Annotated in this window: 13 protein-coding genes and 1 pseudogene; 7 read left to right on the top strand and 7 right to left on the bottom strand. The window is 70.8% G+C overall.

The window, feature by feature from the left end:
- Nucleotides 1-6: 6 nt before the first annotated feature.
- The gene (locus tag F4X11_16880; protein MYN66678.1) at nucleotides 7-2,517 is read left to right on the top strand and encodes a DUF1592 domain-containing protein; all 2,511 of its coding nucleotides are present in this window, start codon (nucleotides 7-9) and stop codon (nucleotides 2,515-2,517) included.
- Nucleotides 2,514-3,857: a DUF1552 domain-containing protein gene (locus tag F4X11_16875; protein ID MYN66677.1), complete on the top strand. Its 1,344-nt coding sequence runs from the start codon at nucleotides 2,514-2,516 to the stop codon at nucleotides 3,855-3,857. The genes F4X11_16880 and F4X11_16875 overlap by 4 nt, the downstream gene beginning before the upstream one ends.
- A 91-nt stretch (nucleotides 3,858-3,948) precedes the next feature.
- Here the strand turns inward: F4X11_16875 and F4X11_16870 are convergent, their stop codons facing one another.
- The 4 genes from F4X11_16870 to F4X11_16855 all read right to left on the bottom strand — a co-directional run bounded on the left by F4X11_16870 (nucleotide 3,949) and on the right by F4X11_16855 (nucleotide 8,724).
- Nucleotides 3,949-5,541, bottom strand: a complete 1,593-nt coding sequence (locus tag F4X11_16870; protein MYN66676.1) for an ATP-binding protein — start codon at nucleotides 5,539-5,541, stop codon at nucleotides 3,949-3,951.
- A gap of 25 nt (nucleotides 5,542-5,566) precedes the next feature.
- Nucleotides 5,567-7,237 (bottom strand): AAA family ATPase, encoded by a 1,671-nt coding sequence (locus F4X11_16865; protein MYN66675.1) that lies wholly within the window; start codon nucleotides 7,235-7,237, stop codon nucleotides 5,567-5,569.
- A gap of 330 nt (nucleotides 7,238-7,567) precedes the next feature.
- A complete protein-coding gene (locus tag F4X11_16860; GenBank protein ID MYN66674.1) occupies nucleotides 7,568-7,930 on the bottom strand; it encodes a hypothetical protein in 363 nt (120 codons plus the stop codon).
- Nucleotides 7,927-8,724, bottom strand: coding sequence for a hypothetical protein (locus F4X11_16855; protein ID MYN66673.1), 798 nt, complete (start codon nucleotides 8,722-8,724; stop codon nucleotides 7,927-7,929). Before F4X11_16855 ends, F4X11_16860 begins: the two co-directional genes overlap by 4 nt.
- Before the next feature lie 63 nt (nucleotides 8,725-8,787).
- Here F4X11_16855 and F4X11_16850 point away from each other — a divergent pair, with 63 nt between their 5' ends.
- The gene (locus F4X11_16850; protein MYN66672.1) at nucleotides 8,788-10,584 is read left to right on the top strand and encodes a hypothetical protein; all 1,797 of its coding nucleotides are present in this window, start codon (nucleotides 8,788-8,790) and stop codon (nucleotides 10,582-10,584) included.
- An 11-nt stretch (nucleotides 10,585-10,595) separates the two neighbouring features.
- On the opposite strand, the gene F4X11_16845 is transcribed toward F4X11_16850, so the two are convergent.
- From F4X11_16845 to F4X11_16835, 3 genes are all read right to left on the bottom strand, one after another.
- Entirely contained in the window at nucleotides 10,596-11,828 is a 1,233-nt protein-coding gene (locus F4X11_16845; protein ID MYN66671.1) for an ATP-binding protein, read from the bottom strand.
- Nucleotides 11,829-11,907: 79 nt separating this feature from the next.
- Entirely contained in the window at nucleotides 11,908-13,869 is a 1,962-nt protein-coding gene (locus F4X11_16840; protein ID MYN66670.1) for a hypothetical protein, read from the bottom strand.
- Between the two features lie 26 nt (nucleotides 13,870-13,895).
- Nucleotides 13,896-14,525: a DUF2911 domain-containing protein gene (locus tag F4X11_16835; GenBank protein ID MYN66669.1), complete on the bottom strand. Its 630-nt coding sequence runs from the start codon at nucleotides 14,523-14,525 to the stop codon at nucleotides 13,896-13,898.
- Here F4X11_16835 and F4X11_16830 point away from each other — a divergent pair.
- From F4X11_16830 to F4X11_16815, 4 genes and pseudogenes are all read left to right on the top strand, one after another.
- A pseudogene (locus tag F4X11_16830) lies at nucleotides 14,470-15,180 on the top strand (DUF1587 domain-containing protein). The gene F4X11_16835 and the pseudogene F4X11_16830 overlap by 56 nt on opposite strands.
- 312 nt (nucleotides 15,181-15,492) lie before the next feature.
- A complete protein-coding gene (locus tag F4X11_16825) occupies nucleotides 15,493-17,076 on the top strand; it encodes a DUF1592 domain-containing protein (protein MYN66668.1) in 1,584 nt (527 codons plus the stop codon).
- Nucleotides 17,073-18,446 (top strand): DUF1552 domain-containing protein, encoded by a 1,374-nt coding sequence (locus tag F4X11_16820; GenBank protein MYN66667.1) that lies wholly within the window; start codon nucleotides 17,073-17,075, stop codon nucleotides 18,444-18,446. The genes F4X11_16825 and F4X11_16820 overlap by 4 nt, the downstream gene beginning before the upstream one ends.
- Nucleotides 18,447-18,450: 4 nt before the next feature.
- Nucleotides 18,451-20,397, top strand: coding sequence for a c-type cytochrome (locus F4X11_16815; protein ID MYN66666.1), 1,947 nt, complete (start codon nucleotides 18,451-18,453; stop codon nucleotides 20,395-20,397).
- The last annotated feature ends 51 nt before the right edge of the window (nucleotides 20,398-20,448 follow it).

The following is a 20,448-nucleotide window of genomic DNA, read 5'->3' as shown; positions in this document are numbered from 1 at the left end:
AATAGCATGCAGGGTTCCGGAACCAAGCGGGTGAGGTGCGCCTTAGTGACGAAGACCAGTGTGGCGTTGCTCGTCTCGGTGGCCGCGTTCGCGGTCGCCGGAATGGTCACCGCGGCGTCGGCCGGGCAAGAGCCGGCAGCGGAATCCGTCGCGGCGCCGGCCGTCCAGGCGGCGGCAGCCGCGGCGCGATCGGACGATAGAGCCCCCCACCGTGCGCTGCTCGACCGCTACTGCGTCACCTGCCACAACGAGCAGATGGTCAGCGGCCGGGGCCGCGCCGCCTCGCCGCTGGTCGGTCAGCTCCGCGCCGTCGGCCTCACCCTCGACACGCTCGATCTCGGCGAGGTGGGCAGCCACGCGGACCGCTGGGAGAAGGTCGTCCGCAAGCTGCGCGGCGGGGTGATGCCGCCGGCCGGCCGGCCGCGCCCCCCGGCCGACGAGCTCGAGGCGTTCCTGACCTGGCTGGAAGGCGAGCTCGACGGCGCCTGGGCCGAGACCCGCGATCCGGGCCGGACGGCCACCTTCCATCGCCTGAATCGCACGGAGTACACCAACGCCATCCGGGATCTGCTGGCGGTGGAGATAGACGCGGACGAGTTCCTCCCGGCCGACGACGCGAGCTTCGGCTTCGACAACATCGGCGGCTTGCTGCGGATGTCGCAGTCGCTGATGGAACGCTATCTGGCGGCGGCGCGCACCATCAGCCGCCTGGCCGTCGGCAGCCCGCCGCCCGCGATGTCGGCCGACACCTACGAGGCGGCGCAGGACCTGCCGCAGCACGGCCGCGTCGAGGCGCTGCCGTTCGGCACGCGGGGCGGCCTCTACATCGAGCACCTGTTTCCGCGCGACGCCGAGTACGACGTGCGGGTCGAGCTGACCGGCACGCGGGGGCTGCGCGAGAACCACGACCTGGAAGTGACGCTGGACGGCGAGCCGGTGCGACTGGTGACGCTGGGCCCGCAGCGGGACGGCGCGTCGAACAACATGTACGCCCAGGCATCCACAGTGGACTTCCGGATGCCCGTGGCGGCCGGCCCGCGCGAGGTGGGCGTCACCTTCTTCAAGAAGCCCTCGGCGCTGGTCGAGCAGGTGCGCGAGCCGTTCCCGAACCCGCGGGTGGCCGGCAACCCCGGCGGCCTGGCCGGGCAGCAGCCGTTCGTGCGCAGCGTGACGATTACCGGCCCCTACGGCGGCTCCGGCGTGACCGAGACCCCGTCACGCGAGCGCATCTTCACCTGCCGCCCGGCGGATACCGCGGCGGAGGCCTCTTGCGCCCACGAGATCCTGGCGGGGCTGGCGCGGCGCGCCTACCGGCGCCCGGTCACGGCCGGCGAGATGCAGGTGCTGCTCGACTTCTACGCGCAGGGCCGCCGCGGCGGCAGCTTCGAGGACGGCGTCGAGCTGGCCCTCCGGCGCCTGCTCGTAAGCCCCGAGTTCCTCTACCGCATCGAGTCCGACCCGGTCCGTGCGGCGCCCGGCAAGCCGTACCGCGTCCCCGACCTCGATCTCGCCTCGCGGCTGTCGTTCTTCCTGTGGAGCAGCATCCCGGACGACGAGCTGCTCGACGCGGCCGAGCAGGGCCGGCTGAGCGATCCGGACGAGCTGGAGCGGCAGGTGCGCCGGATGGTGGCCGACCCGCGCTCCCAGACGCTGACCACCAACTTCGCCGCGCAGTGGCTGCAGCTCCGCAACCTGGAGACCACGGTGCGGCCGGGCGATCCGTTCTCGGTCGCCTTCGACGAGTCGTTGCGCCAGAGCATGCTGCGCGAGACCGAGCTCTTCGTCGACCGCATCGTGCGCGACGACCGCGGCATGGTCGAGCTGCTGACCGCCGACTACACGTTCCTCAACGAGCGGCTCGCCGAGCACTACGGGATCCCGGGGGTCACCGGAAGCCACTTCCGGCGCGTCGACCTGCCGGCCGACGGTAACCGGCGCGGCATCCTGGGGCACGGCAGCATCCTGACGCTGACGTCGCACGCCATCCGCACGTCGCCGGTGCTGCGCGGCAAGTGGATCCTGGACAACCTGCTGGGGACGCCGCCCCCGGATCCGCCGCCGAACATCCCGGCCCTGAACGACCAGAGGACCCAGGCGAAGCGGCCGACGTTGCGCGCGCGCATGGAGGCGCACCGCAACAACCCGGCCTGCTCGGCCTGCCACTCGATGATCGACCCGACCGGGTTCGCGCTGGAGAACTTCGACGCCATCGGCCGCTGGCGGGTCGTCGACGAGTCGTTCAACGCGATCGACCCGTCCGGCGTGCTGCCCGACGGCCGCGCTTTCGCCGACGTCGCCGGGATGCGCCGGGCGCTGGCCGACAACGCCGGGCAGTTCGTGACCACCGTGACCGAGAAGCTGATGACCTACGCCCTCGGCCGCGGGCTCGAGGCCAACGACATGCCGACGCTGCGCCGCATCGTGCGGGCGGCGGCGGCCGACGACTACCGGTTCCAGACCGTCATTCTCGGCATCGTCAAGAGTGACCCGTTCCTGATGAGGAGAGCGCAGTCATGATCGTCACCCAGAAGTCGCTGTCTCGCCGGACCGTGCTCCGCGGCCTCGGCGCCACCGTCGCCCTGCCGCTGCTCGACGCCATGGTGCCGGCGCTTTCGGCCGCCGCCCGGTCGGTGACGGCGTCCGTGCCGCGGCTTGCGTTCTTCTACGTGCCGAACGGGATGCTGCCGCGCAACTTCCATCCACAGGGGAACGGCGGCTCGGACTTCGATCTGACCCCGGTGCTCGGCCCGTTGACGCCCTACCGCGATCGCATGACGGTGGTGACCGGCCTGAGCAACGCCGGCGTCGTGAGCCCCAACGAGGGCGGCGGCGTCCACACGCGCGCGCACGGCGGCTGGCTCAACGGCATCCTGCCGAAGCGCACCGAAGGGGCCGACATCCGCGCCGGCAAGACCATCGACCAGTACGCGGCGGACAAGCTGGGAGCGGACACGGCGCTGCGCTCGCTGGAGCTGACCACCGAGTCGAACTACCAGGTGGGCAACTGCGAGAACGGCTATAGCTGCGCCTACCGCAATTCCACGTCGTGGCTCACGCCGACGACCCCGCTGCCCCACGAGCGCGACCCGCGCGTCGTCTTCCAGCGCCTGTTCGGCGACGGCGGCAGCGTCGAGGCGCGCCTCGCGCAGATGAAGACCGACCGCAGCATCCTCGACTCGGTCACCGACAGCATCCACCGCCTGGAGCGGAAGGTGGGCGCCCAGGACCGCGCCGCCGTCGACGAGTACCTGCAGTCGATCCGCGCCATCGAGCGGCGCATCCAGCGCACCGAGGAGACCAACACCACGACGCCGCTGCCCGCCGTCGACCAGCCGGCCGGCGTCCCCGACGACTACGAGGAGCACGTCGGGCTGCTGCAGGACATGCTGGTGCTGGCCTTCCAGGCCGACATCACCCGCGTGAGCTGCATGCAGATGGCGCGCGAGACCAGCGGGCGGACCTATCCGAACATAGGCGTGCCGGAGGCGCACCACACGGTGTCGCACCACCAGCAGGATCCGCACAACATCGCGCAGTACACGAAGATCAGCCAGTACCAGATGACGCTCTTCTCAAAGCTGGTCGAGAAGATGCGCAACACGCCGGACGGTGACGGCACGCTGCTCGATCACAGCATCCTTCTGCATGGGGCGGGCATGGGCGACGGCGATCAGCACACGCCGTACAACCTGCCGATCACGTTGATGGGCGGCGGCGCCGGCCAGCTCGACGGCAACCGGCACCTCGTCTACGAGATGCACACGCCGTTCATGAACCTCGGGCTGACCCTGCTCGAGAAGGTAGGCGTGAAGGTGGACCGGATCTCCGACAGCACGGGGCCGCTGACGGGGGTGTAGCGGACAGTCCGGCCAATCTCGCGTCGAGCGTTCCGCGTTGGGGAGCGCACGGGGCCGACTCCAGCCTGCCCCGGCCGCGTTCGGGCGGCCATCAGGCGGGCTCGACGTCGAACGCCGTGATGTCGCGCGTCTCGGCACTGACCTCCACGCCGATGAGGTGGACCGTACGGCCCGGCGCGCGGTACTTGTCCGCGTAGCGGCGCGCCTTCAACTGCGCCAGGGCCGCACCCTGCTCCGAACGCCCGGCCACCTTGAACTCGAACAGGTAGACGTCTTCCTCGAGTCGCAATGCCATGTCCAGTCGGCTGCGGCTGGTGGCGTCCTCCACGGCCAGGTGGTCCAGGGAGGCCCGGAACCAGGCGTAGAAGACGCTCGACCAGTACCCCTCGTAGCGGGCGATGTCGTTCCGGCGGTGCCAGTCGTGCGGAATGCCGGCCAGCAGCCGCCGGAACAGCGATTCGACGCCGGTCCAATCCTGCACCGAGAGAAGGCGGCGGAGCGCGCCAGCGTCTCCCGCCGACCGCCAGCTCGGTGCCAGTGCGTCCAGCAGGCTGTCGTTCAGGCCGCGCCGCACCTTCCGGTTCGGGTACGCGAGCCGGTACAGCGTTCTCCCGTCGCGCCGCTCCTCGTCCACGATGGTCAGGTAGCCGGTCTGGAACAGCAGCGCCTCCGCAGGCATGGCGTCCACGTCGAAGGTCGACAGCAGGGCGGCGTCGGCGTGGACGTTCTCGAGGTCCGGGGCCGCGAAGCCGTGCCGGAGCAGGGTGTCGATCAGGAAGCGCGGCGTCGCGGTCTCGAACCAGTGCGCCTCGAACTCCCGGCTGGCGAAGAGATGCAGGATGGCGTAGGGGTTGTAGACGTTCTCGCTTCCCCGCCAAGCGTAGCCGTTGTACCAGGCGCGGATCTCGTCGCGCTCCAGCCCTGGCAACTCCGGCGCGAACACCGTGTCGAGGTCTGCATCCGTGTAACCGCAGATCGCCGAGTAGTGCGGGTTCAGGGTGAGATCGGTGAGGTTGTTCAGTCCGGAGAACAGGCTCACCTTGCTGAACCTGCTCACACCGGTGATGAAGGTGAGCTCGACGTGCGCGTCGCAGTCCTTGATGGTGCCGTACAGCCCGCGCAGGTCGTCGCGGTTGGCGATCGCCTGCGCGTTGGCGGCGGCGGGCATTTCGCCGCGCTCGCCGGCAGGCGCCGGTCCTTCCAGCGCGTCCAGGATCGGCTTGTCGTACTCGTCCACCAGGACGACGCCGCGCTCGCCCGTCCGGTCGTGCAGCGCCTCCAGAAGGTCGGCGAAGCGTCCCGCGGGCGTGGGAACGTCTGAGGCCGGCAGCCCGGCCCGGCGTTCGCACGCAGCGAGTTGCCGCATGACGCTCGCGTGCAGCTCGCCCGGCCGCTTGAAGTTGCCGCCGGCGAAGCTCAGCCGCACGACAGGATGGCGTTTCGACCAGTCCCACGCGTCGTGGACGGCCAGTCCGCGGAACAAGGGCTCGTTGCCCTCGTACAGCTCCTTGACGGTGTCCACGAACAGGCTCTTGCCGAACCGGCGGGGTCGAGACAGGAAGAGGTGCTTTCCGGCGTCTTCCCCGATCCGGCAAGCGTAGGCGGTCTTGTCGACGTAGTAGTAGTCCTCCTCGCGGATCTGGCGGAACGTCTGGATCCCGATCGGGAGCTTGCGCCTGTCCACCAGGGCATTCTATTCATCGGGGCCCTCAGGCGGGCGCCACGTCGAACGCGGTGATGTCGCGTGTCTCGGCGCTGACCTCCACGCCGATCAGGTGAACGTTGCGGCCCGGCGCTCGGTACTTGTCCGCGTAGCGGCGCGCCGTCAACTGCGCCAGCGCCGCGCTGTCCGTGTGTGAGGCAGGCTCGCTCGTCGCGCTCGCCGGTCGGGCGTCTGCCGCCGCTCCTGCCGGCCGGGCACTCCCCGCCCCGCGCTCGGCCACCTTGAGCTCGAAAAGGAACGCGCTGTCGCCCAGCACCACCGCCATGTCCAGGCGCCCGCGGCTGGTGGCGTCCTCCACCGCCACGCCGTCCATCGACGCCTGGAACCAGGCATAGAAGACGCTCGACCAGTAGCCCTCGTAACGCGCGATGTCGTTGCGCCGGTGCCAGTCGTGGGGGATGCCCGCCAGCAGCTTGCGAAACAACGCTTCCAGTCCGGCCCAGTCCTCGGCCGCCAGCAGGCGGCGGAGCGCGATGCCGCTCCCTGTCGACCGCCAGTTCGGCGCCAGTGCGTCGAGCAGGCCGCGGTTCAGTCCGCGCCGCACTTCCCGGTTCGGATAACCCAGGAGGTACAGGGGCACGCCGTCCGGGTCCTTATCTTCGGCCGCGATGGTCAGGTAGCCGGTCTGGAACAGCAGCGCCTCGGTCGCCATCGACGCCACGTCGAAGGCCGACAGCAGGTCGTCGTCGGCGTGCAGGCTCTCGAGGGCGGGGGCGGAGAAGCCGCGTCCGATCAGCGCGTCGATGAGGAAGCGGGGCGTAGCGGTCTCGAACCAGTGGGCCTTGAACTCGCGGCTGGCGAACAGGTGGAGGATGGCCCACGGGTTGTAGACGTTCTCGTTCCCGCGCCAGCTGTAGCCGTTGTACCAAGCGCGGATCTGGTCTCGATCGAGGCCGGGGAGCTCGGGTGCGAACACGGAGTCGAGGTCTTCCTCGGTGTAGCCGCAGATGGCCGCGTAGCGCGGATTCAGGGTGAGGTCGATTAGGAAGTTGAGGTCGGAGAAGAGACTGACCTTGGAGAACTTGCTGACGCCGGTGATGAAGGTGAACTCGACGTGGGCGTCGCAGTCCTTGAGGGTACCGTAGAGCCCGCGCAGGTCGTCGCGGTTGGCGGTCGCCTGCGCGTTGGCGTCGGCAGGCGTTTCGCCGCGCCCGTCCGAAGGCGCCGATCCCTCCAGCGCGTTCAGGATCGGCTTGTCGTACTCGTCCACCAGGACGACGACGCGCTCACGGGTGCGTTCGTGCAGCGCCTCCAGAAGGTCGGCGAACCGTCCCGCGGGGGTAGGAACCTCGGAGGCCGGCAGTCCGGCCCGGTGCTCCACCGCGCCGATTTGTTGCATGGCGCTCGCCTGCAGTTCGCCGGGCCTCCTGAAGTTGCCGCCGGCGAAGCTCAGCCGCACGACGGGATGGCGCTTCGACCAGTCCCACGTGTCGTGGACGGCTAGTCCGCGGAACAACGGCTCGTTGCCCTCGTACAGCTCCTTGAGAGTGTCCACGAACAGGCTCTTGCCGAACCGGCGGGGTCGCGACAGGAAGTAGTGGGTGCCGCCGTTCTGCGCAATCCGTTGGGCGTAGGAGGTCTTGTCGACGTAGTAGTAGTCTTCCTCCCGGATGCGGCGGAAGGTCTGGATGCCGGTGGGGAGCTTGCGTCGGTCCACACGGCATCATACTCCCGGCGTCCCGCGCGTCTCCGGGTGCATCTCGGCGTCGGCTCGGCGTCGGCGTTCCTGCACGATCCCCGCCATGCCCCCGAGTCGCATTGCGACGCGGGGCGATGCCGGCAGAGGTTTGCCGATCCGACAACCGCCACCCGCCCCCGTGCGCTCAACAATTCGTGGTAGGTGCCGTCATGGTTGGTGCCGCTTTGCCTTGTGTCGAACTCCTTGAGGCGGAACAGCAGCGAACCGACCGCGGGCGACCCCATCATGCCGTGGGAGAAGCGGATGTCGCGCTGCTCTCGCGACACAAGCAGGTCGAGCCAGGGCGAATCAGCGAAGCGTCGCCCGAGGGTCTCGTACGGCGGGTTGAACCACGCCCGGTCGCTGCCTACCGGCAACGGCGTGACGATCTTGAGTTCCGGGGGGATCGGAACTGCCGATCGCCCCCTGCCAGTTGTGGCGGCTCGGGTGGGCGGCGACGAACCGGCGGACAAGCTGCCACGCGGTTGTTTCGGTGGCGCCGTCCCCGGAATCTTGATCCACGAGGTAGAGCGTCGGGAAGGCGAGCGGCTTGCCGTGCGGCTGGCGGAAGAACCCGAGCGCATGGTCAAGCGTGTGCAGTCGGACCAGAGCCAGCGCCACGTGGGCACCGGTGCCGCCACAGACGACCAGTGTGTTCTTCAGGTTCTTCACCGCCTGCTACCCTTCACGTACTGTGCCTTCGCTACTTGCAATCCGGCCAGACACGCCGCCGCTGCGACCACAACTCCCGCCCACCGCCACACGACATTTGCCCTCTGCTGTTCCGGGGCGCACGGGTCCGCCGTGTATATCGAAAGCGACAGCAGGCTGGTGGGGATGATGGCGCACAACGCCACTGTCCACAGAATTGCCGTCGTCGAGGGCGCAACGGGCGAGGCCCGAAGGTCCCACCGCTGCAACTGGCGTCCGCGGACCAGCCAGACCACGAAGGCTGCGATCATGCCGATCACCACCGCGAAGATCAGCAGATCCCACTCACGACCGGGCTCGTTGCACCAGGTACCCGAAACCAATTCGCTCGTCGTGGGGGATGCCCGCCACGAACTTCCGGAACAGCGCCTCCAGGTCGGTCCAGTCCTCGGCCGCCAGTGCGCGGCGGAGCGCGATGCTGCTGCCCGCCGAGCGCCAGTTCGGCGCCAGCGCAGCAGGCCGCGGCTCAGGCCCCGCCGCACCTCCCGGTTCGGGTACCCGAGGCGGTACTGCAGGTAGCAGGCCAGGTTCTGTTCGGCCGCGATGGTCAGGTAGCCGGTCTGGAACAGCAGCGCCTCGGTCGCTACCGAAGCGACGTCGAAGGCCGACAAGCAGGTCGTCGTCGGCGTGCAGGCTCTCGTGTCGAGGTCGGCCTCGGTGTAGCCGCAGATCGGTTTGTCGTATTCGTCCACCAGGACGACGACGCGCTCGCCAGTCCGCTCGTGCAGCGCCTCAAGCAACCGCCGGAAACGCACGGGAGCGCTGCCGGCGCCGCAATCGAGGCCGGCCCTGCCGGCCGATGTCCTCGATCTGGGCGGATGCACTCTCCACGAGCGGGGCGTTGGCATGACGCGACGCGTATCGTCTTCACGGACGGGGCCGGGCGCCGCCGTTCGCCGGCTTTCTGCCGTGCTAGGATGGCGGGCACGAAACGACGGATCGTGCTCGCGTTCGGTGACGAGGTGGTTCTCATGCATGTCGCTGGAAACAGGTCGCATACGCTCGTGTCGTTGGTGACCGCCATCGCCCTTGTGGCGGGGCTTGGCATCACGGCCGCCACGGCCGAGGCGGCCGCACGGCGGGACGCGCCGCTACTGGCGGCGGTCAAGGCGGCCGACTTCGACACGGTGCGCTCCCTGGTCGGCCGGGGCGTCGACGTCGACCAGACCGCGCCGGACGGCGCCACCGCGCTGCACTGGGCGGTGCACCGCAACGACGCCGGCCTGGTGGATCTGCTGCTCGAAGCCGGCGCCGACGTGTCGGTGAAGAACCGCTACGGCGTGCAGCCGATCTCGCTTGCGGCCGAGAACGGCAGCGCGGATATCCTGGAGGCGCTGCTCGAAGCCGGGGCCGATCCGAACGCCGCGCTGCCGGAGGGCGAGACGGTCCTGATGACCGCCGCGCGCACCGGGAACGCCGCGGCGATTCGGGTGCTCCTCGTGCGGGGCGCCGACCCGAACCTGCGCGACAGCTTCCGCGGCCAGACCGCGCTGATGTGGGCCGCCGCCCGCAACAACGCCGATGCCGTGCACGCGCTGGCCGAGCTGGGCGCCGACGTTGGCGCCAAGACCGAGACGGTCGAGCGGCCGCCGAACGGCAACCGCCTGTTCTACGCGCCGCCGCCCACCGGTTTCACCGCGCTGCTGTTCGCGGCCCGCAGCGGGCACATCGACGCCGTGCAGGTGCTGCTGGCGGCCGGCGCCGACGTCAACGACACGCTGTCCGACGGCCAGAGCGCGCTGGTCGTCGCGGTGGCCAATGCCAACTGGGAGCTGGCCGACTACCTGCTCGACCGCGGCGCCGACCCGAACCTGGCCGGGGCCGGCTGGGGCGCGCTGCACCAGCTCGTCCGCACGCGCCGGATGAACACCGGCTTCGGTTTCCCCGGACCCATTCCGAGCGGCAGCGTCGACAGCATCGACGTGCTGCGGAAGATGATCGCCGTCGGCGGCGACGTCAACGCCCGGATGACCGTCAACGGCATGAAGGACGGCCAGCGCAACCGCCTCAACCGGCTGGGCGCGACCCCCTTCTTCCTGGCCGCCAAGGTGACCGACACCGAGGCGATGCGCGTGCTGCTGGACGCGGGCGCCGATCCGACGATACCGAGCGCCGACGGCACGACGCCGCTGATGGTCGCGTCCGGGGTCGCCATCTGGAACCCGGGTGAGGACGGCGGGTCGCTGCCGGGTCAGGAGGACGAGGTTCTGGAGGCCGTCAAGCTGTGCCTCGAGCACGGCAACGACATCAACGCCGCAAACTACCGCGGCATGACCGCCCTGCACGGCGCCGCCTTCCGCGGCGCGAACAACGTCGCCGAGCATCTCGTGGAGCAGGGCGCCGACCTGGACGCCCGCACCGAGCTCGGCTACTCGCCGCTCGCCATCGCCGACGGCTTCAGCTACTCCGATTTCTACAAGGCGCAGAAGCACACCGCGGCGCTGCTCCGCCAGATCATGGAGGAGCGCGGCATTCCCACCGACGGTGAAGGCCACGCCATCCCCGGGACCCTCTGCTTCGACTGCCTGCAGACCCGCCGCGACCAGATCGAGCAGCGTGTCGCGTGGGAGGCCGAGTTGGAGGTCGACTTCAAGGCGCAGCTCACTGGGAAGTAGAAGACCGGGCTTCAGGCCCAGAGCTGCGAAACGGGAAGCGCGAACAGGTTCCGGCCGAACGGAACGACGGTCGTCCCGGTGCATAGAACGACGCCGCGGGCGAACCGATCCCCCGTCAACCGCGCCAGCGTTTCCAGCTCGCGGAAGTCCTGTTGCCGCACGGAAGCAGCGCTCTTCACTTCGATACCCACGAGACGGCCGGCGCGGTCCTCGAGGACGAGGTCGACCTCGACGCCACTCTCGGTGCGGAAATGGAACAGCCGGCAGCGCCGTTCCGACCAGCCGAGCTGCTTGAGCAGCTCCATCGCCACGAAGTTTTCGAGGACGTGTCCCAACAGCGTGCGGTTGCGCCGGAGCCGATTCTCGTCGGCTTCAACCAGGTGCGTGAGCAGCCCCGTGTCGGCCAGCAGCAGCTTGGGGGCTTTCGCGAGGCGCTTCCCGAGATTCGAGAACCAGGCCGGCAGCAGCCGCACGAGGAACGTCATCTCCATCAGCGTCATGTAGCGCTTCAGGGTCGTCTGCGGGATCCCCAGCGTCCTGGCCAGATCCGCGAAGTTGAGCAGTTCGCCGGCGCGCGACGCGAGCAGGGCGAGCAGCCGCGGGAGTTCTGACAGCCGCTCGATGTTGGCCAGTTCGCGCACGTCGCGCTGCAGGATGGCGTCGACATAGGAGTCGAACCACGCCTGCCGGCGGGCATGGCTCCTGCGGGTCTGGATCTCGGGATAGCCGCCGGTGCACACCCGTTCGACCAGGGACTTCTCCGTGTTCGGCACCGTGTCGGGCGTTACCAGTCTTTCCGCGAAGACGCGGTCGACGAACGTCTCGCGAACGTCCGCGAGCTCGCCCTGCGAGAAGGGCCAGAGCGTGTGCAGCTCCATGCGGCCGGCGAGCGAGTCGGAGAGCGCCGGGAGGGACATGACGCTGGCCGAGCCGGTCAGCAGGAACTGCCCGGGACGGCGGTCGGCATCGACGGCCGCCTTTATGGCGAGCGCCAGGGCAGGCGCCCGCTGGACCTCGTCGATGACGACGGGCCGTTCGAGTCCCGCGACGAACCCTTCGGGGTCGTTCGACGCCGCGGCCAGGACGGCGGCCGTGTCGAGCGTCAGGTACCGCGCCGGATGCTGCCGTTCGGCGACGGTGCGGACCAGCGTGCTCTTGCCGGTCTGCCGCGCACCCTGCAGGTACACGACGGGTGTGTCGCGTAGTGCATCCAGCAGGGCGCCAGTCGCATGTCGGCCGCGCATGCGACTGGGATGTTATCCGCGATGTGGCTGTAAATCAACCATCTAGTGGACGATTTCCAGCCACGCAATGGCGGATTTCCTACTGGCCGGCATTCGTTTCCGCCGGCACGTTGCCGTGCGGTTTCAGCGCCGCCACGCCCGGTCCGGACGGCCCGCGCAAGGTGAACCAGAGCGTGCCTTCCGCATCGCGGTCGAGCTTCGGCGTGTGCGCCCGCAGCTCCGGGAACGGGAAGTAGGTGAACTCGTCGGTCTGCTGGTCGAAGCGGACCAGCGAGTTGTAGATGCCGTTCTCGACCCAGAGGTTATCGTCGTCGTCCGGCCAGACGTCGTAGGGGTTGCCGTCCTTGAGCGGCAGCACGTACTCGGTGACGGCGGATGTGACCGGATCGATCTTCGAGATCGCGTTGCCGAAGTAGTGGGCGGCCCAGATCTTGCCGTCGGAGTCGATGGCGGGGCGCCGCGCCGGGTTGGCCAGCGGGTACGACCGCCACGCGGCCGTCTCCTGGTTGTACATGTAGATGGCGGGCGTGTGCAGGCCGACCGCCCAGACCCGGTCCTGCCGGTCGACGACGATGCCGTAGCCGCTGAAACCGGACAGGGGCTCCCACTCGGTGAAGTCCTCGGCGGCGAGGTCGAAGCGGCCGATGCGGCCGGCCGAGGCGAAGTAGGTGTACCAGAAGCTGCCGCGGGAATCGACCCAGACGCTGTGCGGGCCGGCGCCCTTCGTCGGCATCGGGTAGCGCTTCATCTCGCCGGTGGCGGGGTCGAGCTCGCCGAAGTGGTCGCCGGTCAGCTCGACCCAGTAGACGCGGCCGCGGTACTCGACGATGCCGTGCGGCGTGACGTTGATGTTCTCCTCGTTCTCGATCCACAGCTCGTCGGTGCGGGTCTCGAAGTCGGGATCCCGGCTGTCCATGCGGATGATGGAGTTCGAGCCGTTGCCCGACACCCAGATGACCCCCGGCTCGGCGCGGCTCGCGAAGACGCTGTGGATGCTGCCGCGCGGCGGCGCGCCGTTCGAGAGCAGCCGCTCCGGCCCGCGCTTCAGCTCGTACTCGATGTAGACCGCCTCGGAGAGCGCCTGCTCGTCGCGGACGAGCGGGTCGAGCTCGAGGTCGCGCGGCGTCGAGCCCGGTCCGAAGAGGGAGGTCAGGTACTGGATGATCAGTTCCTTCTCGTCGACCGACACCAGGTCGTGCGTTATCTGCGGCACGCCGGGCGCCATGTTTGCGACACGGCCGTCGATGTCGAACATCCGGTCGACGGCCCGGCGCCAGCCGCGCTCGTTGCGCGGCCCGCGGCGGTGGAAGCCGGCCGGGCCGTGACAGCCGAAGCAGGAGCGCAGCATGACGTCGCGTGCCGGATGAGGCGGGTAGAGAGTGTCGAAGTCGACGATCTCCGCCGCCCGATCGTCAGCCGCTCCGCCGCCGTAGTTCCGCTGGGCCGATGCACCAGCGGCCGCGGCGCCCTGCTCGGGTCCGGCGCCGAGGGCCGTCAGCACGATATCGACGGTCGTCGTCGCGCCCGCACTCACCTCCACCGTCGCGGTCGGCGACTCGAACGCCTCCTCGACGACGCTGACGTCGTAGGTGCTCGGCGGCAGATTGAAGATACGGTAGCGGCCGTCCCGCGTGTAGACGGTATAGGCGATGCGGTGGACGGTGTCGTGCGCCTTGACGCGCAGGGCGCGCACCTCGCCGCGGTCGGCCGCCACGCTGCCGGCGATCACGCCGGTTGCGCCGGCGTCCTGAGCCAGTGCGGGGCTGCCGGGCAACGCGCCCGTACCGACGAGCAGGGCCGCCGCGACCGTCGATACCGCCAGGCGGGTTCGATGCCGAGCCGTCGTCTCGATACGCATGGGACCTCCCCTTCGGACCGGGTGTCGGTGAGAGCCGGACGTTCTATGCGGCGCGCGTGCCGGTGACGGCCTCGCGAAGGACCTTCGAGCAACCCCTCCAGCTTCGCCATCCGCTCGCGCAACTGGCGGCCATACGGCATCGTAACGCAAAATGGCCCGCGTGAAACGAAGGGTCATGGGCATCGGTCGCCTGCTTCGGCGGCGGCTTCTCAGGGCCAGCGCATCCGCCAGGCGGTGAAGTACTCCGCTTGTCCCCAGGTGATGCGGAGCATCCCGGACGGGGCGGCTCCCTCTTCCGCCGGCAGGTCCGGTTCCAGGGTGACCGCCAGGCTGCGGACGTTTCCTTCCAGCGTGCGGCGACCGATGGACGTCCTGCCGAAGTCGAAGGAGGGGTCGTAGTCCGTGCCCCACTGCCGGGTCTGGCGGCTCACGATGAGCTCGCCGCCGTGTTCCCGCGGGAGCATGAACAGCGTGTACTCCCCGCGCGGCACGTCGAGCTCGCCGAAGCGGACGTCGAAGTCGAGGGTCAGGCGCGTGGCCCAGTTCGCCCCCAGGCGCCAGACCTCGTCGTAGGGAACCAGCCCGCCGAAAATCTCCCGGGTCCGGGCGTGCGGCTGGCCGTAGTCGATGGTGATGCGGGACGGGCCCGAGTGGGACGGGGTGTAGGTGAACCACCCGCCGTCGGGCAGCACGCGGCCGTCGAAGGTCACGCTCGTCGTCACCCGGCCGCTGGGGGCCACCTTGGGCGTCGGCCCGCTACGGTCCTGGGCGGCTAGGGTTGGGATGAGCAGCAGGACGGCCAGCGCGGCGGGTCCGGCACGGAGGCTGAGGGTACGCATATCGGCCCCATTCTACGGCCGGTCCCGGCCCGGGTGCGGGTGTAAGATGGCGGCCATGGGGCATAGGGTCGCACGGTGCCTGGCCGTGGCGTCTGCCGTTGCGGGCGCGGTCGGGCTGCACCCGGAGGCCGTGGAGGCTGCCGAGAAGATTCGGACGCCGTCGGTGCAAGAAGCCACCTCCACGGCAGCGCCGCAGCGCGCCCTGCTCGATCGCTACTGCGTCACCTGTCATAACGAGCGGCTGCGGACGGGCGGGCTCGCGCTCGATGCGCTCGACGTCTCCCGCGTCGGCGCGACGCCGGAGATCTGGGAGCGGGTCGTCCTGAAGCTGCGCGGCGGGATGATGCCCCCGGCCGGCCGCCCGCGTCCCGAGCGGCAAACCTACGACGGTTTCCGGACGTGGCTGGAAGCCGAGCTCGACCGCGCCGCCGCGTCCAGGATCGAGCCGGGACGGGTGCCCGCACACCGCCTGAACCGCGCCGAGTACGCGAACGCGGTGCGTGACCTGCTGGCGCTCGAGGTCGACGCCGCCGCCCTGCTGCCGGCCGACGACACGGGCCACGGCTTCGACAATCTCGCCGGCACGCTGGCGCTGTCCCCCGTGCTGATGGAGCGCTACCTGTCGGCGGCGCGCCGGATCAGCCGTCTCGCGGTCGGCGATCCGACGATAGGGCCGGGCTCTACGTCGCAGGTCTATCGCGTCCCGATCGCGATGACGCAGAACGAGCGGATGAGCGACGACCTGCCGTTCGGTTCCCGCGCCGGCCTCGCGGTCCGCCACCGTTTTCCGCTCGACGGCGAGTACCTCGTCACGATCCGGCTGAAGCGCAGCGTCTACGAGTACATCGTCAATCTCGACGAGGCGCACGACCTGGACCTGCGGATCGACGGCCGGCGCGTCGCGCGCTTCCCGGTCGGCGCCGAGGCGCCGGGCCGGCCGGCCCCGGTCACCTTCTCGGGAACGTTCGTGGCCGCCGGCGAAGCGGAGTACCCGAGCCAGGACTGGGACGACTACCGCACCGGGGCCGACGCGGATCTGGCCGTGCGCGTGCCGGTGCGCGCCGGCACGCGGGTGGTCGGCGTGTCGTTCGTCGGCAAGTCGTGGGAGCAGGAGGGGGTGCTGCAGCCGCCGCTGCGGGAGTACGGGGCCACCGTCACCGAGACCACCGACACGTCGCCGCGCCCGGAGGGGCCGGGCGTCGAGAGCGTCGCCATCGACGGGCCGTACGCCGCCACCGGATCGGGCGAGACGGCCAGCCGCGCCCGGATCTTCATCTGCCGCCCCGGCGGCCGCGCCGCGGAGGACGCCTGCGCCCGACAGATCCTGGCGGCGCTGGCCCGCCGGGCGTACCGCCGCCCGGTCGGCGAGGCCGACGTCGCCGCGTTGCTCGCGTTCTACCGGACCGGCCGGCAGGCGGGCGGCTTCGAGGCCGGCATCCGCGCGGCCCTCGAGCGCCTCCTCATCGATCCGGAGTTCCTGTTCCGTATCGAGCGCGATCCGGAGGACGTCGCGCCGGGCGCCCCGTACCGGCTCTCGGACCTGGAGCTTGCCTCGCGGCTGTCGTTCTTTCTCTGGAGCAGCATTCCGGACGACGACCTGCTGGACGCCGCCATCGACGGCCGGCTGTCCGACCCCGCGGAGCGCGAACGGCAGGTGCGGCGCATGCTCGCCGACTCGAGGTCGCGCGCGCTCGTCGACAACTTCGCCGGCCAGTGGCTGTCGCTGCGCAGCGTCGCGGGCATCGCTCCCGATCCGAACCTGTTTCCCGATTTCGACGAGAACCTCCGCGAGGCCCTCCGGCGGGAGACCGAGCTGTTCGTGGAGAGCCAGCTTCGCGAGGACCGGAGCGTCGTCGACCTGCTGCGCGCGGACCACTCCTTCCTGAACGAACGGCTGGCCCGGCACTACGGCATCGCGGGTGTCACGGGAAGCCACTACCGGCGGGTGACGCTGCCGGACGAGCGGCGCGGCGGCCTGCTCGGCCAGGGCAGCATCCTCGCCGCGACGTCCTACGGCAACCGCACGTCCCCGGTGCTGCGGGCGAAATGGCTCCTGGAGAACATCCTCGGGACGCCGCCGGCCCCGCCGCCCCCGGACATCCCGCCGTTGCCGGCACGCGGGGAGGCGGGCGAGCCCCGCACCGTGCGCGAGCGCCTGGCGCAACACCGGCGCAACGCGGCCTGCGCCGTCTGTCACGCGCCGATGGACCCGCTCGGCTTCGCGCTGGAGAACTTCGACGCGGTCGGGGCCTGGCGTACCCGCGACGCCGGCCTCCCGGTCGACGCTTCGGCGGTCCTTGCCGACGGGACGACGTCGTTCGACGGTCCCGCGGGTCTGCGGCGGGTGTTGCTGGACCGCTCGGAGCAGTTCGTGGAGACGGTTACCGAGAAGCTGCTCACCTACGCTCTCGGCCGCGGAATCGAGCACTACGACCGCCCGGTGATCCGCGCCGTAACGCGCGCCGCCGCGGAGGACGACCACCGCTGGTCGTCCCTGATCCTGGGCATCGTCGAGAGCACGTCGTTCCGGATGCGGAGGTCGGAGTCATGATCATCACCAGGAAGGCCGTTCCCCGCCGGACGGTGCTGCGCGGCCTCGGCGCGGCGGTGGCGCTGCCGCTGCTCGACGGCATGGCGCCGGCGCTGACCGCGCTCCACCGCTCGGCGGCCCGCCCCGTGCGACGGTTCGGTGTCGTCTACGTGCCGAACGGGGTGGTGATCGACCGGTGGACGCCGTCCGCCGCCGGCGCCGGGTTCGAGCTCTCGCCGATCCTGAAGCCGCTCGAGCCGTTCCGCGACCGGCTGCTGGTGCTGACCGGCTTGACCCAGAACGTGAACGGCCTGACCGCGCGCAGCGGAGCGGTCCACGGCCGCTGTGCGACGAAGTACCTGACCGGGGCGATCCCACGCCCCTTCGGGCAGGAGGGCAACGACTTCCTGGCCGACGTCTCGCTCGATCAGCTCCTCGCCCGGGAGTTCGGGCAGGACACCGCGCTCGGATCCCTGGAGCTGTCGCTGGAGTCCGGCGACAAGGGGGCGGGCACCTGCGACGGCGGCTACAGTTGCACCTACAGCCACACCATCACGTGGCGCGGCCCGCGGACCCCGCTCCCGATGGAGCACAACCCGCGCGTGGTCTTCGAGCGGATGTTCGGCGACGGCGGCAGCACCGACCCGGCCGTCCGCCAGGCGCGGCTGGCGCAGAACCGCAGCCTGCTCGATTCGGTCGGCGAGAAGGCGGCCGCCCTCGCCCGCGATCTCGGTCCGGGCGACGCGGCCAAGCTGGCGGAGTACCTAGACGCCGTGCGGGACATCGAGCGGCGGATCCAGCGCATCGAGGCCCAGGCGGCGCGGGAGCTTCCGGCATTCGACCAGCCGGCCGGCGTGCCCGCGAGCTTCGCGGACCACGCGCGGCTGATGTTCGACCTGCAGGTGCTCGCGTATCAGAGCGACCTGACGCGCGTCATCACGTTCATGGTGGGCCGCGAGTTCAGCAGCCGCACCTATCCGGAGATCGGCGCGCCCGGCGGACACCATCCGCTGTCGCACGAGGACAGCTCGATCAGCCGCGAGCAGTTGATCCGCATCAACACGCACCACGCCGAGCAGTTCGCCTACTACCTCGGCCGCCTGGCCGCGACTCCGGACGGCGACGGCTCGCTGCTGGATCACGTCGTCCTCTACTACGGCGCGGGCATGTCCGAGGGCGATCACCAGCCGTGGAACCTGCCGCTGGTGGTGGCGGGCGGCGGTGGGGGACGCCTGAAGGGCGGCCGGCACCTGCGCTACGACGGCGGCGCGGGCGGCGGCCGGTCCGTCGCCGGCGGCACGCCCCTCGCCAACCTGCACCTGACGGTGGCGGAGAAGCTGGGCATGCGGCTCGACAGTCTCCACGACAGCACCGGGCGGCTGGACCTGTAGCGCCATGGCGAGATGCGCGCTGCTGCTTGCAGCACTTCTGGCTGCGGCGCCGGCCGCCGTCCAGGGTCAGGCGGAACCCGCATCCGGGGCGTCACGTCTGATCTCGGCCGTGCGAGCCGTGGACGTTGCGGCCGTGCGGACGCTGCTCTTCGCAGCGGTCGATGCGGACGGGCGGCAGCCGGACGGCGCCACGGCCCTCCACTGGGCGGTCCACCGCGAGAGCGTGGAGATTGCCGACCTGCTCCTCGGCGCCGGCGCCGACGTCGACGCGGCGAACGATCTCGGCGTCACGCCGCTCCTGATGGCCTGCGCCCGCGGGCACGGCGCGCTGGTCGAGCGCCTCCTGGCGGCCGGCGCGGATCCGAACGGGGCGCTCGCCAGCGGCGAGACGGCCCTGATGGCGGCGGCGCGCGCGGGGAGCCCGGGGGCGGTGGACGCCCTGCTGGATGCCGGGGCGCACGTGAACGCCATCGAGACGACGCGCGGTCAGTCGGCCCTGATGTGGGCGGTCGCGAACCGGCGGCCGGCGGTCACTCGGATGCTCCTCGACCACGGGGCCGACATTCACGCCCGCACCGGCACCCGGCGTCGGGTCTACAACATGGGCGGCAGCCGCTCGGCCGGCTCGGCGTCGCGCGGCATCGCCCTGGAGGAGGTCGCCGAGGGCGGGACCACCCCGCTGCTGTTCGCCGCGCGCTCGGGCGACCTGGAGTCGGCCCGCCTGCTGATCGCCGCCGGTGCGGACGTGCACGACACCGCGGCCGACGGCAATACCGCCCTCAACATCGCGGCCCACAGCGGTCACGGATCGCTGGCCGCGTTCCTGCTCGACGCGGGGGCGGACCCGAACGCGGCGCCGCTCGGCTACACGGCGCTGCACGCGGCGGTGCTGCGGGGCACGCTGCGCGACCGCGGCGTCGCGAACGACGATCCGGGGGCCGGGCTGCCGCTGGTGCGCGCGCTCCTCGAGCACGGGGCCGATCCGAACGCGCGGTTGACCAGCGGCACGCCGGTGCGCCGCTGGAGCCACGACTTCGCCTTCATGGATCGGTGGGTCGGCGCCACGCCGTTCTGGCTCGCCGCCCGGTTCCTGGAGGTCGAGATGCTGCGGGTGCTCGCGGCCGCCGGCGCGGATTCGCGGCAGCCGAGCCGGGACGGCACCACGCCGCTGATGGCGGCGGCGGGCCAGGGCTACAACCGGGGCGGCGGCAGCGCGTTCATCCGGGATCGGCGCGACTTCTCTTCCTACAACCCGGTCGAGTCGGCCGCGCTCGGCTCGACGATCCCGGCCGCCGAGGAGCGCCTGGCCCGCGCGGCGGTCGCTGCGGCGCTGGCGCTGGGCGCGGACGTCAACGCGGCCAACGATGCCGGCGACACCGCCCTGCACGCCGCGGCCTCGCACGGCATGAACCGCGTCATCGAGTTGTTGACGTCACGCGGCGCGGACCCGGACGTGGAGAACCGGCGCGGCGAGACGCCGCTGGCGCTGGCCTTCTACGCCGACGGCATCGGCGGCGACCGTTTCGTGCGCGAGGACACCGCGGCGCTTCTCCGTTCGCTGTCGGAATCGGCGGCGACGGAGGACGCCAGTGTGGACGTCGCGCACCCGGTCCGGCCGCGTGAACGTCCCGCAGCGCAGGGTCTGACGAACCCGATAGTCGCGACCTCGGCCTCGGTGGCCGCCGGCGCCGCCCTCTACCGCGCCCACTGCGCGACGTGCCATGGCCCGACCGGACGCGGGGACGGCCGGCTGGCGGCCGCCACCGCCGCCTACGGTGCGCGTCCGTCGAACCTCGCCGACACGACGTGGCGGCATGGCGGCAGCGACGGAGAGATCTTCGCGGCGATCCGCGACGGCATCGGACCGGACTACGCGATGGATGCCTTCCGCGGCCGGCTCAGCGAGCCGGACATCTGGAACCTGGTGAACTACCTGCGGAGCCTGCGCTGAGAGCCGGCCGTGCATGCCGCACGCTGGAGCGCCCCCGACCTGGTCGACCTG

The organism is Acidobacteriota bacterium, from assembly GCA_009861545.1.
In the GTDB taxonomy this organism is placed as follows: domain Bacteria; phylum Acidobacteriota; class Vicinamibacteria; order Vicinamibacterales; family UBA8438; genus WTFV01.
This window is presented reverse-complemented; position numbering and strand designations above follow the sequence as displayed.

Bases quoted from the DNA above. Each gene is read 5' to 3' on its own strand.
- F4X11_16850 (MYN66672.1), top strand. From the start codon at position 8,788: ATGCACTCTCCACGAGCGGGGCGTTGGCATGACGCGACGCGTATCGTC.
- F4X11_16875 (MYN66677.1), top strand. From the start codon at position 2,514: ATGATCGTCACCCAGAAGTCGCTGTCTCGCCGGACCGTGCTCCGCGGC.
- F4X11_16880 (MYN66678.1), top strand. From the start codon at position 7: ATGCAGGGTTCCGGAACCAAGCGGGTGAGGTGCGCCTTAGTGACGAAG.
- F4X11_16840 (MYN66670.1), bottom strand. From the start codon at position 13,869: ATGCCCATGACCCTTCGTTTCACGCGGGCCATTTTGCGTTACGATGCC.
- F4X11_16820 (MYN66667.1), top strand. From the start codon at position 17,073: ATGATCATCACCAGGAAGGCCGTTCCCCGCCGGACGGTGCTGCGCGGC.
- F4X11_16835 (MYN66669.1), bottom strand. From the start codon at position 14,525: ATGCGTACCCTCAGCCTCCGTGCCGGACCCGCCGCGCTGGCCGTCCTG.
- F4X11_16845 (MYN66671.1), bottom strand. From the start codon at position 11,828: ATGCGCGGCCGACATGCGACTGGCGCCCTGCTGGATGCACTACGCGAC.
- F4X11_16815 (MYN66666.1), top strand. From the start codon at position 18,451: ATGGCGAGATGCGCGCTGCTGCTTGCAGCACTTCTGGCTGCGGCGCCG.